Source organism: Candidatus Enterococcus avicola, from assembly GCF_047470845.1.
GTDB lineage: Bacteria > Bacillota > Bacilli > Lactobacillales > Enterococcaceae > Enterococcus_D > Enterococcus_D casseliflavus.
This window is the reverse complement of record NZ_JBLGTY010000041.1, coordinates 1-12,160: the sequence shown is the minus strand read 5'-3', so window position 1 is coordinate 12,160 and position 12,160 is coordinate 1. Positions and strand designations below refer to the sequence as shown.

15 protein-coding genes and 1 pseudogene are annotated in these 12,160 nt (G+C 34.5%); 13 read left to right on the top strand and 3 right to left on the bottom strand.

The genetic code is table 11. The features are described 5' to 3' along the window. Nucleotides 1-265: 265 nt before the first annotated feature. Together ACI3E5_RS17185 and ACI3E5_RS17180 are read right to left on the bottom strand one after the other, a co-directional pair. Nucleotides 266-637: a hypothetical protein gene (locus ACI3E5_RS17185; RefSeq protein WP_002333824.1), complete on the bottom strand. Its 372-nt coding sequence runs from the start codon at nt 635-637 to the stop codon at nt 266-268. Between the two features lies 1 nt (nt 638). Beyond that, the gene (locus tag ACI3E5_RS17180; RefSeq protein WP_002333825.1) at nt 639-1,550 is read right to left on the bottom strand and encodes a ParA family protein; all 912 of its coding nucleotides are present in this window, start codon (nt 1,548-1,550) and stop codon (nt 639-641) included. 550 nt (nt 1,551-2,100) lie between these two features. On the opposite strand from ACI3E5_RS17180, the gene ACI3E5_RS17175 reads away from it, so the two are divergent. Both ACI3E5_RS17175 and ACI3E5_RS17170 read left to right on the top strand, forming a co-directional pair. Continuing rightward, complete coding sequence (locus ACI3E5_RS17175) at nt 2,101-3,600, top strand: primase C-terminal domain-containing protein (protein ID WP_002333826.1); 1,500 nt, start codon at nt 2,101-2,103, stop codon at nt 3,598-3,600. 135 nt (nt 3,601-3,735) lie between these two features. After that, nucleotides 3,736-4,023 carry a hypothetical protein gene (locus ACI3E5_RS17170; protein WP_002333827.1) on the top strand — a complete coding sequence of 96 codons (288 nt, stop codon included), beginning with the start codon at nt 3,736-3,738 and terminating at the stop codon, nt 4,021-4,023. Between the two features lie 165 nt (nt 4,024-4,188). On the opposite strand, the pseudogene ACI3E5_RS17165 reads toward ACI3E5_RS17170, so the two are convergent. Then, a pseudogene (locus tag ACI3E5_RS17165) lies at nt 4,189-4,527 on the bottom strand (IS6-like element IS1216 family transposase); the annotation flags it as partial. On the opposite strand from ACI3E5_RS17165, the gene ACI3E5_RS17160 reads away from it, so the two are divergent. The 11 genes from ACI3E5_RS17160 to ACI3E5_RS17110 all read left to right on the top strand — a co-directional run bounded on the left by ACI3E5_RS17160 (nt 4,475) and on the right by ACI3E5_RS17110 (nt 12,104). Further along, nucleotides 4,475-4,699 (top strand): hypothetical protein, encoded by a 225-nt coding sequence (locus ACI3E5_RS17160; protein WP_010778052.1) that lies wholly within the window; start codon nt 4,475-4,477, stop codon nt 4,697-4,699. The pseudogene ACI3E5_RS17165 and the gene ACI3E5_RS17160 sit on opposite strands and share 53 nt — an antisense overlap. A 347-nt stretch (nt 4,700-5,046) precedes the next feature. Then, nucleotides 5,047-5,217: a hypothetical protein gene (locus tag ACI3E5_RS17155; RefSeq protein WP_000713594.1), complete on the top strand. Its 171-nt coding sequence runs from the start codon at nt 5,047-5,049 to the stop codon at nt 5,215-5,217. Nucleotides 5,218-5,230: 13 nt separating this feature from the next. Beyond that, entirely contained in the window at nt 5,231-5,848 is a 618-nt protein-coding gene (locus ACI3E5_RS17150) for a recombinase family protein (protein ID WP_001062589.1), read from the top strand. After that, nucleotides 5,848-7,992 carry a type IA DNA topoisomerase gene (locus ACI3E5_RS17145; protein WP_000108741.1) on the top strand — a complete coding sequence of 715 codons (2,145 nt, stop codon included), beginning with the start codon at nt 5,848-5,850 and terminating at the stop codon, nt 7,990-7,992. Before ACI3E5_RS17150 ends, ACI3E5_RS17145 begins: the two co-directional genes overlap by 1 nt. A gap of 102 nt (nt 7,993-8,094) precedes the next feature. Beyond that, complete coding sequence (locus tag ACI3E5_RS17140) at nt 8,095-8,991, top strand: ParA family protein (RefSeq protein ID WP_001835294.1); 897 nt, start codon at nt 8,095-8,097, stop codon at nt 8,989-8,991. A gap of 91 nt (nt 8,992-9,082) precedes the next feature. Next, complete coding sequence (locus ACI3E5_RS17135; protein WP_001835296.1) at nt 9,083-9,298, top strand: peptide-binding protein; 216 nt, start codon at nt 9,083-9,085, stop codon at nt 9,296-9,298. A 16-nt stretch (nt 9,299-9,314) separates the two neighbouring features. After that, nucleotides 9,315-9,587 (top strand): antitoxin, encoded by a 273-nt coding sequence (locus ACI3E5_RS17130; RefSeq protein WP_000301765.1) that lies wholly within the window; start codon nt 9,315-9,317, stop codon nt 9,585-9,587. 1 nt (nt 9,588) lies between these two features. Beyond that, nucleotides 9,589-10,452, top strand: coding sequence for a zeta toxin family protein (locus ACI3E5_RS17125; RefSeq protein WP_001284311.1), 864 nt, complete (start codon nt 9,589-9,591; stop codon nt 10,450-10,452). 146 nt (nt 10,453-10,598) lie between these two features. After that, nucleotides 10,599-10,916 carry a hypothetical protein gene (locus tag ACI3E5_RS17120; RefSeq protein WP_002300567.1) on the top strand — a complete coding sequence of 106 codons (318 nt, stop codon included), beginning with the start codon at nt 10,599-10,601 and terminating at the stop codon, nt 10,914-10,916. 533 nt (nt 10,917-11,449) lie between these two features. Next, complete coding sequence (locus ACI3E5_RS17115; RefSeq protein WP_010713926.1) at nt 11,450-11,947, top strand: DnaJ domain-containing protein; 498 nt, start codon at nt 11,450-11,452, stop codon at nt 11,945-11,947. Between the two features lie 34 nt (nt 11,948-11,981). Further along, entirely contained in the window at nt 11,982-12,104 is a 123-nt protein-coding gene (locus ACI3E5_RS17110) for a DpnD/PcfM family protein (protein WP_159111623.1), read from the top strand. Nucleotides 12,105-12,160: the final 56 nt, after the last annotated feature.

The window sequence follows — 12,160 nt, the reverse complement described above, 5'->3', positions numbered from 1 at the left end:
CATCGTCATTCCTCCTGCTATCTTTTTCTATTATTCTACCTTATTTGATAGTAGATTTAAAACTTTGCAACAGAACCGTCAAGAGAACACGGCTGGTTATATTTATAAATTATAAAATATAGAATATAAATTATAAAGTAATATTTATAAAACCTTTGCCAGCGAGTAATTAATTGTATTTAAAGGCTTAATTTTTGTTGCAATTTATAATTTGCAAAATATAAATTATAAATTGTACTTTACAAAATATAAAAAGGAAGAAGATTTATATCTTCTTCCTTTTTTCTTTCTTATATATCCGTTCTCTTTCCTGCTCTTTCTTACGCTCTAATATTCGGTTGTAGGTTGTTTTTTGATTGTGATCGAAACGTGCAGTTCTTTCGTGAATTAATTCTTCGAGTAGTTCATAGGTATAATCATTATCAGTAGTATCAAGCAAAGCAGTAAATTCGCACCAGACTATCGCTGGTATACCAAGCGACTTGTTGTTTATCTTCAATACGTCTTCTTCAGGGTGAATATTTTCTAGTAAATCTGTGTTGTCAGAAGTAAATGCTGATTTCGGTTTAGGGATTTCTTTATAAGAATTATCAGGTTTTTGCTTTGAAAAGAAACCTGGTTTTGCATTATCGGTCATGTTAGTTTTCTCCTTCGAATAACTTTATTCTATGAATGAAATCTTTTGCTAAAGGTACAAAAACTTCTTCGTAAGCAAGTTTGTCCCAATAAGTGTCAGTATTTAAACCTGTCCTCGGTGTTGTTTGCACTCGCTTAACATGTGGTAAAATATTATCAAAAAGGTTTTGATCACCAAACTTTTCGATAGCATCATTGACAACTTGGCGATCTATACTACCTTTACTCAACTGATTTGGAAGTATTCCAACTATTTCAGTCTTACAATCAAATTTTTCAACAAGAGGAGTGACTTCTTCTGATATATAATCTTCAACGCCATCTAAGCTATCAGATTGGGTTTGAAAAGCCATAATAATATAGTCAGAAGCGTAAGCAGCATTCCTAGTGAAATCAGACATAGTAGGTGGAGTATCGATGAGAACAAAATCGTATTCCGGCTTGACTGGCTCAAGTAAATCTTTCAAGACGGAGATTCTGTTTTTTTCGACCTCGATATAATCAGCGTCTATTCCTTCTATAGCGTCCCCATAAAGCTTGGTTAAATATTTTGGAAAGTTTTTAAAATCTATATGTGATGGAATGCAATCCAAGTTTTCAATAATTGGAAGAACTAATTGTTTTAAATCTCGTTCAACGATCCCAGCTAGCATAGTTTTTTCAATAATGAAAATGTCATCGTCTTTAGAGTGATAATTTTTAGTCAACAACATCGTCTTTGTAGTATTTGATTGCGGATCGGCATCCACTACCAACACTTTAAATCCCATATTAGCAAGTACGTAGCTCAAGTATCTTATAATAGTAGTTTTACCTACTCCACCCTTGGAATTTGCTACAGTAATAGTTAATGGTCTTCTGACGACATTTCTATATTCAAAAACAATTTTCAAGTTTTCTTGCGATAATTCCATTAAACAAACCTCCCGTTTATAAAATATAAAATATAAATTGCAAAATATAATATATATATCTGTCTAAGAACACTATACCAGAAGGAAATATGTTGTCAATTATACTTTATAAATTATAGTTTATAAAATATAATTTATAATCAAGTCACTTGATAATCTTTACAAATGTTTAAAAATAGGGTAACTTTGTAGTATAAAAAAAGGTTTACAGCATTAAAAAAAAGTTTACACTTTAAAAGAAAATTACATAAAAAAAAGAGACGGATAAAAAAGTGAAATTGGCCTCACTATTCTATCTGAATCACATAAAAGCCTATGTGTTCTCGCTCGTCTCAGAAGTTATGTAAGTGGCTGACAACCACTTATGTAATTTTGATAAGTCTTTCGGACTGACAATCCGAACTTACAGATTTATTCTACCATTTTTTGACGAGCAACTCAATATATACATGCTTGTTTTGTCATTCATTTAAGACTTCTAAGCTATTGGGAGAACACAAATCTTTAAGATTATTTGTGTTCTCTTTTAGTTTGGGAAGGAATAACAGTCATGGCAGCTTCTTTGGATGTCGTATATTCGACGGTATTACAAAATGGTATCCGTAAATTCAAATATAAAAACAGCCACCTAAAACCGGTCTCTTTTAGTGATCAGTCAGGGAAAGGGGCTATTTTTGCGTACCGTTCAAAGGAACACATGATCGAGGGGATTGGACTAGTGATCACTTCAGAAGAAGGGGTGATCGAAAACAATAATCGTTTCACTCATTGGACACCAAATGTATTTCGCTATGGAACGTATGCTGATGAAGCCAGAATGTTTACGAAAGGTCATTCGGAGGACAATTTACGTCAAATCAATACATTCTTTGTTGATTTTGACACATTGGATCCAAACTTTGACTATGGAGAAATTATCTTGGCCAGTCACGAGATCGGCTTTATGCCGACAATGATTCTACGTACACCGCATGGATTTCAAGCTTTCTATGTACTAGACAAGCCTGCATATGTGACGAAGAAATCAAATTTTAAAGTGATCAATGTGGCCAAAATGATTTCAAAAAATCTAAGGAATAAATTTTCAAATGATTATCGGTTTCCTGTCGATGTAAATGCCAATCATTTTGGGATCACAAGAATGCCTTCTGAAGAGAATGTTTTATTCTTTGAACCACAGTATCGTTATAGTTTCGAAGAATGGATCGACTGGTCAATGAGAGAAGATGCGGACAAAAAAGCGGAGATCAAGAACGTTTTTGTATTACCATCTACTCAAGAATTTCGTCAAGTCGATGAACCCTGGTTCCAGCTGTTGCTAAAAAGTCAAAAAATACAAGGTGAAAAGGGCGTATATGGTCGAAATAATGTCATATTCACCTTGTCTTTGGCATACTTTTCGTCAGGATACGAAGTAGAAGCATGTGAATTGACGATGTTAGAATTCAATGACCGCTTGGCTAACCCTTTATCTGATCGAGAATTAACCAGAATCATTCGTTCCGCTTACTCCGGAAAATATCAAGCAGCGCACAGAGAAAAAGTTGTCCTATTATGCCAAGAGTGGGTCGATGCCAATCTTTCTGAAGAGCAGCTATTCAATAAAAAACGGGGTTGGTGGAAATTCAAGAAAGAAAGAGCTGTTCGCAAGTATTCACATAGTTATGAATGGGCAGAAGATCTACTGTCCTATTTGAATGAGCAATCCTATGAAGAACAACCATACATTATTTCAACAAAAAAAGAGTTAACTGAACGTTTAAAGATCCCAAAACGTTCCCTGGACAAAGTACTGAAGCAGTTAAGAGAAGAGAACAAAATTCATTTTCGTGTTCGTGCTGGTCGTAATGGGGGTATTATGCTAGCTTCGATACATGGATTGATGCGCTCCGTTATCCGGCTAAAAAAAGAAAGCCGGGGGGCTTATTTCGCTGCGATCTCAGAAGCTTTTGGAAAAGAATACACGTTTATCCAGACAGCACTGAAACGCTTGATAGAACCCAATAAGATCGGCGTGCAAACAGATCTGTTCATGATCGATACAGGTTAAAATTAAAAGGTGCAAATTGCCTATTACATTATATCTATGATACGTTCCTTTTTTTCTCCGCCTTGCTTGCTGGTCTTAAGAAAGAGTAGTACTATTATTGCAAACGTAATAATATGCTGGGAGGTCTTTCTGACTATGAGTATCAATACCTTTGTATATCCCTACCCGATCAATGTGTTTATTATTTCGCGGTTAGGTATGACAGTAGAGCAGTTTTGTGAGTTGCATGGCTATAAGCAGAGTACAGTAGCAAGCTGGGTAACAAGAAACCGTACCGTAAAGACGTTGCCTTGTGATTTTTTGTATTGTCTTAGTCTTTCTTCAGGCTGGTCGATGGATGATGTTTATCGTCATTTATTGGTGTTGGAGGAGAAGTTCTTAAAGAGTATCAATCCAAAAAAGAAGAAAGAACAGGTGGATTGATTGATGACGGAGGAGGAGTTATCTGTTCTTAATAGGATCAAAGAATGGTCTGTTCTTTTGAAAATTTATTATGGGATTTTGACTTTATCTTTTATTACTGTTGGATTATTCGGTTCTGTTGCAAAGTTTTAAATAAAGAATAAAATCCCTTACGGTATCTATGATTTAAGCTGGGATTCCCAATAATACCTTGATTTCAGTACAGACCGAAAACCCGAAGAGAGTGCCTTCTTTTCGGGTTTTCTTATATAATCCTCGAATGGCTTCCATGCCTTTAATCGTGGTAGAGGCAGTGCGTAAACTTCGATAGAATTTATTGCGTCTCTTTACTGGACGATGGTCTTGTTCAATCAAATTATTCAGGTATTTAATGGTACGATGTTCTGTCCCTTGATAAAAGCCGTATTCTTTTAGTTTCTTAAAGGCACTTGTAATAGAGGGGGCTTTATCTGTGACTACAACCTTCGGTTCATCAAACTGCTTCACTAACCGCTTAAGAAAAGCATTGTTGCTATCGATCATTAAAGTTAAAAAAGAAGAAAAAGAAAGCTATATAAAGGCGCTGACAAATTCTTTTGACTTAGAGGATACATTCATTCAAGAGACTTTAAACAAGCTAGCAGAACGCCCCAAAACGGACACACAACTCGATTTGTTTAGCTACGATACAGGCTGAAAATAAAACCCGCACTATGCCATTACATTTATATCTATGATACGTGTTTGTTTTTCTTTGCTGTTTAGTGAATGATTAGCAGAAATATACAAAGTAAGATTTTAATTAATTATTAGGGGGAGAAGGAGAGAGTAGCCCGAAAACTTTTAGTTGGCTTGGACTGAACGAAGTGAGGGAAAGGCTACTAAAACGTCGAGGGGCAGTGAGAGCGAAGCGAACACTTGATCTTTTAAGTTGCTATCATTTATAGGTCAATAGAGTATACTTATTTGTCCTATTGATTAGATAGCAGTATAATAGCTTTATAGAGTAGGTCATTTAAGTTGAGCATAATAGGAGGATCAAGAATGAAAAAATTTATTTATCGAGTTTTAGAAAATGACGAAGTGGTGGCTATTTTTAATGAGCAAGAATATGCGCAAGATTTTATCGCTTACGAAAAGACAATTTCTGATAAGCAATTTGAAATTGAAAAAGTAGCACTCGCAGATTGGTTATTGCAACCGAGAGAATTTTAGGGGTTGGTTGAAAATGGCTAAAATTGGTTATGCACGTGTCAGTAGCAAAGAACAGAACTTAGATCGGCAATTACAAGCGTTACAGGGCGTTTCTAAGGTCTTTTCAGACAAATTAAGCGGTCAATCGGTCGAACGTCCACAATTACAAGCTATGCTTAACTATATTCGTGAAGGGGATATTGTTGTAGTTACTGAATTAGATCGATTAGGACGGAATAATAAAGAATTAACAGAATTGATGAATGCCATTCAACAAAAAGGAGCAACGCTTGAAGTTTTGAATTTGCCCTCTATGAATGGGATTGAAGATGAAAATTTAAGGCGTTTGATTAATAATTTAGTGATTGAATTATATAAGTATCAAGCGGAATCAGAACGCAAACGTATTAAAGAACGACAAGCCCAAGGGATTGAAATAGCTAAGTCAAAAGGAAAATTCAAAGGTCGTCAGCATAAATTTAAAGAAAATGATCCACGTTTAAAACATGCTTTTGATTTATTTTTGAACGGTTGTTCCGATAAAGAAGTTGAGGAACAAACTGGAATTAATCGCAGAACGTTTAGAAGGTATCGTACAAGATACAACGTGACAGTCGATCAAAGAAAAAACAAGGGAAAGAGGGATAGTTAATGAGTACAGTTATTTTAGCTGAAAAACCAAGCCAGGCGTTAGCCTATGCCCAGGCATTTAATCAGAGTGATAAGAAAGACGGATATTTTGAGATCAAAGACCCACTATTTACAGATGAAACGTTTATCACCTTTGGTTTTGGGCATTTAGTGGAATTAGCAGAACCAGGTAATTATGACGAAAAGTGGCAAAATTGGAAACTTGAATCTTTGCCGATTTTTCCTGATCGATACGATTTTGAAGTTGCAAAAGATAAGGGAAAGCAGTTTAAAATTGTTGCAGAACTTCTCAAAAAGGCAAATACAATTATTGTTGCAACAGATAGCGACAGAGAAGGTGAAAATATCGCCTGGTCGATTATCCATAAAGCAAATGCCTTTTCAAAAGATAAAACATTTAAAAGACTATGGATCAATAGCTTAGAAAAAGATGTGATCCGAAGCGGTTTTCAAAATTTGCAACCTGGAATGAATTACTATCCCTTTTATCAAGAAGCGCAAACACGCCAAATTGCCGATTGGTTGATCGGCATGAACGCAAGCCCTTTGTATACGTTAAATTTACAACAGAAGGGCGTACAAGGTACATTTTCACTAGGACGTGTTCAAACGCCCACCTTATACCTTATTTTTCAGCGCCAGGAAGCCATAGAGAATTTTAAAAAAGAACCTTTTTTCGAGGTGGAAGCTAGTATAAAAGTAAACCAAGGGTCGTTTAAGGGCGTTCTAAGCCCCACACAGCGTTTTAAAACCCAAGAGGAGCTTTTAGCTTTTGTTTCTTCTAAACAAGCTAAAATAGGCAATCAAGAGGGCAGAATCACTGACGTGCAAACCAAAGAGAAAAAAACGAATAGTCCTAGTCTGTTTTCTTTAAGTAGTTTGCAATCAAAAGTCAATCAGCTTTATAAAGCGACAGCGAGCCAAACTTTAAAAGCTATGCAAGGGCTGTATGAAGCAAAATTATTGAGTTATCCAAGAACAGATACACCATTTATTACAGAGAACGAATTTGCTTATTTAAAAGCGAATTTTGGCAAATATAGCGGTTTTTTAGGACTTGATCTTGAAATGGTTCAAACAGAGCCTAGAAAGCGTTATGTGGACGGTAGTAAGGTACAGGAACACCACGCCATTATCCCAACAAAACAAGTACCTACCGAATCTGCATTAGCGAAAATGGACGATTTACAACGAAAAATTTATGCTTTAGTCGTTAAAACGACCGTTGCCATGTTTTTACCTGATTACTTGTATGAAGAAACCAAGATACAAACCAAAGTAGCCGACTTACTTTTTCAATCAATAGGCAAGACACCAAAACAAGAAGGGTGGAAAATTCTTTTTAAACAACAAAATAAAGAAGAAAAAGAGGACGTTCAAACGTTACCATTGGTTATCATTGGCGAACATGCCGAAGTTGACGTTAAGAGTGCCGAGAAAGAAACACAACCGCCGAAAGCTTTTACAGAGGGTACACTTTTAACCGCTATGAAAACCGCTGGTAAAACCATTGATGATGAAGAAGCTCAAAAGATTTTAAAAGATACGGAGGGTATCGGAACAGAAGCGACAAGAGCAAGCATTATTGAAGCCTTGAAACAAAAAGAATATATCCAAGTCATTAAAAATAAACTTGTTGTGACTGAAAAAGGAAAATTATTGTGCCAGGCAGTTGAAAGTCAGCACCTCTTAACGAGTGCTGAAATGACGGCTAAATGGGAAACGTATTTAAAAAAAATCGGTAAAAGAGAAGGCAATCAAGAGAACTTTATTACGAATATCAAAAAATTCATTGTTCATTTACTGGAAGCTGTACCTACCGATATAGAAAAACTAAATTTTTCTGATTACCAGGAACAGAAAGAAAAAGAAGCAGAAAAAAGTATTGTAGGCAAATGTCCTAAGTGCGGCAATAATATTGTATTAAAAAAATCGTTTTATGGTTGTTCAAATTATCCTGAATGTAAGTTCACTTTAGCTGAACATTTTAGAAAGAAAAAACTCACTAAAACAAATGTAAAAGAATTACTGGAGGGAAAAGAAACCCTGGTAAAAGGAATCAAAAATAAAGAGAAAAAGTCCTACAATGCCGTTGTAAAAATCGGGGAAAAGGGATATATTGATTTTATTTCATTCTCAAAATAAGCATAAAAGCCCTTTAAATAGGGCTTTTATATATTAATCACAAATCACTTATCACAAATCACTTATCACAAATCACAAATCACTTGTGATTTGTGATTTTTAATGATACAATATTACTATACAAAAAAAGAATGGGGCGTAGTTATGGAGAAGGAAGAACTCAAAATACTTGAAGAATTAAGACGTATTTTAAGCAATAAAAATGAAGCAATTGTTATTTTGAATAATTACTTTAAAGGTGGTGTTGGAAAGTCAAAATTATCAACTATGTTTGCTTACTTGACAGACAAATTGAATTTAAAAGTTTTAATGATCGATAAGGACTTACAAGCAACATTGACAAAAGACTTAGCAAAAACTTTTAAGGTAGAATTGCCACGTGTTAATTTTTATGAAGGCTTGAAAAATGGAAACTTGGCTTCTTCTATTGTTCATTTGACTGATAATTTAGACTTGATCCCTGGCACGTTTGATTTGATGTTACTGCCAAAATTAACTCGTTCATGGACGTTTGAAAATGAAAGTAGATTGCTTGCTACTCTTTTAGCACCTTTAAAAAGTGACTATGATCTCATTATTATTGATACTGTACCAACGCCAAGCGTTTATACAAATAATGCAATCGTGGCGAGTGATTACGTTATGATCCCTTTACAAGCAGAAGAAGAAAGTACAAACAACATTCAAAACTATATTTCCTATTTGATTGATTTACAAGAACAATTTAACCCTGGACTAGATATGATCGGTTTTGTTCCTTATTTAGTTGATACGGACAGCGCAACGATAAAATCAAACCTGGAAGAACTGTATAAGCAACATAAAGAAGATAACTTGGTTTTCCAAAATATTATCAAGCGAAGTAATAAAGTAAGTACCTGGTCTAAAAACGGCATTACAGAGCATAAAGGCTATGACAAAAAAGTTTTATCCATGTATAAGAACGTATTTTTTGAAATGCTTGAGCGAATTATTCAATTAGAAAACGAAAAAGAATAGAATCACAAATCACAAGTGATTAATCACAAATCACTTGTGATTTGTGATTGTTGATGATAAAATAAGAGTAAGAAGAAATAGAAAGAAGTGAGTGATTGTGGGAAATTTAGGCGCACAAAAAGCAAAACGAAATGATACACCAATCAGTGCAAAAAAAGATATAATGGGAGATAAGACGGTTCGTGTTCGTGCTGACTTGCACCATATCATAAAAATCGAAACAGCAAAGAATGGCGGAAACGTAAAAGAAGTTATGGATCAAGCCTTAGAAGAATATATACGGAAATATTTACCTGACAAACTTTAAAAGGAGTGAAAATGAAATGGCAGTTACGTATGAAAAAACATTTGAAATAGAGATCATTAACGAATTATCGGCAAGCGTTTATAATCGAGTATTAAACTATGTTTTGAACCATGAATTAAATAAAAATGACTCTCAATTATTGGAAGTCAATTTATTAAACCAATTAAAGCTTGCAAAACGTGTAAATCTTTTTGATTATTCTTTAGAAGAATTACAAGCCGTTCATGAGTATTGGCGGTCAATGAATCGTTACTCAAAACAAGTTTTGAATAAAGAGAAAGTGGCTTAATATGGCAAATATAGTCAATTTTACTGACAAACAATTTGAGAATCGCTTAAATGATAATTTAGAAGAATTGATTCAAGGAAAAAAAGCGGTTGAATCGCCAACCGCTTTTTTACTTGGTGGGCAACCAGGGTCAGGGAAAACCAGTTTGCGATCAGCAATTTTTGAAGAAACACAAGGGAATGTTATTGTCATTGATAATGATACCTTTAAACAACAGCACCCTAATTTTGATGAACTAGTGAAACTTTATGAAAAAGACGTAGTAAAACACGTTACCCCTTATTCTAATCGCATGACAGAAGCGATCATAAGCCGTTTGAGCGATCAAGGGTATAATTTGGTGATCGAAGGTACAGGACGAACAACAGACGTTCCTATTCAAACCGCAACAATGCTTCAAGCCAAAGGTTATGAAACAAAAATGTATGTCATGGCAGTACCTAAAATCAACTCATATTTAGGAACAATTGAACGATATGAAACCATGTATGCAGATGATCCAATGACAGCCAGGGCAACACCAAAACAAGCGCATGATATTGTTGTCAAAAACTTACCGACCAATTTAGAAACCCTTCATAAAACGGGCTTATTTAGCGATATAAGGCTATATAACAGAGAAGGAGTAAAACTCTATTCAAGTTTGGAAACACCTTCTATTAGTCCAAAAGAAACCTTAGAAAAAGAATTGAATCGTAAAGTATCAGGGAAAGAAATTCAACCGACTTTAGAACGAATAGAGCAAAAAATGGTTCTAAATAAACACCAAGAGACACCTGAATTTAAAGCAATTCAACAAAAATTGGAAAGCTTGCAGCCACCTACACCACCAATACCCAAAACACCTAAACTTCCAGGTATTTAAACCTTAAAAAAGGAAAAGAGTAGTTACCAAAAAACGGTAACTACTCTTTTTTTATAAAAACATTTCCTCATGTTGGGGTCCCGAGCGCCTAACAAAAATGGTTGTCAAAAAACTAAAAATCAAAAAAAAGAAAAGAGGAAAAGAAAATGGAAAAAACAAAAAAATTACAATTAGAAGATTTTACAGAAAATGAGTTTTTTGGAACACAAGAACAGCAATATCTAAAAGCTCAAGTAAGAGAAGAGCTAAAAGAGCAAGGCTTTATCATAGATAGCAGTTTTGAGGGCGATTTTAAAACATGGATAGGTGTATACGCAAGACCAAAAGATAAACCGACCTACTTAGACCCTCAAAACGATAAAGAAGCAGAAGAACAAGAGCAATATTCTATTAACGGCTTTAAACAAGATTTTAGCGAATGGTTTGAGTGGGAAATAAAAAATTTGAAAATTAAAGAAATGTAAAAGAAAAGCCTAGCAAAAAAAGCTAGGTTTTTCTTTTAGATAAAACACCAAAAAGAAAAACCTAAGAAGGATAAAATAAGTTGTTCCACTTGCGGTGCAGTTGCTCCTCGTTCCAAACCCAACTTATTTCTTTGCAAAGATATTTATATTTGACTAACACCTTTCCTCGAATGGTAAAAGCTAACCGTTCGTTACTCTACCTCAAATACTTTCTTTTTTCAGTTGGTACATTTTGCAGTCTGTAACGTGTCATTTACTGTTTGTTACCTTAACATATCCAGTCGAAAACACAAGGGTATATAAACGAGCAAGCTCGCCCTTGTGTTTTCTTTGTGTCTATGTTGCGTTCTCGCCACAGCAAACGAAACGAACACACTGGCGAAAATGAACCACCTAAACGAAAAAAGAAAGGAGCAAGATATGTAGAACACTCACAGCTTTTACCATTCGAGGAAAACAGCTTCACTTCCTCAAACGCCTAACAAAAATGGTTGTCAAAAAGCCAAAAATCAAAAAGAAAAGGAATGATAAAAATGAAATACATTAAAAACGTTGAAACATTGGAAGAATTGAAAAAAGCCTACAAAAAGTTAGCTTTGAAGTTACACCCCGATTGTGGCGGGAATGAAGAAGAAATGAAAATTTTGAACAATGAATATGACGAACTGTTTAGCAAACTTAAAAACACTCATAAGAATAAAGAAGGTGAAACTTACACCAAAGAAACAACAGAAACACCCGAACAGTTTAAGGATATTATTAATAAATTGTTCAATCTAAAAATGGACGGCGTAGCAATCGAAGTAGTAGGAACATTTATATGGCTAACAGGTAATACAAAACCTTATAAGGACGACATAAAAGCCCTAGAATTTCGTTATTCACCAAAAAAATACGCATGGTATAAAGCACCAAGCGATTATAAAAAACGTAGTCGAAAAAATTATGATATGGACACAATAAGGGGAATGTATGGAAGCCAAAAAATTAAAGAAGAAAAAGAAGAAAAAAAATACTTACAAGCCAATTAAGGCTTGTAAGTTTATCAGAAAGGAAGAAACCATTATGTTTTATAAAATAAGAATAATTGAAACTTTGGAAAAGGAATTTGAAATTGAAGCAAAGAACGAAAAAGAAGCATTAGAAAAAATACAAATAGCTTATGATGGTTCTGTTGCAAAGTTTTAAATCTACTATCAAATAAGGTAGAATAATAGAAAAAGATAGCAGGAGGAATGACGATG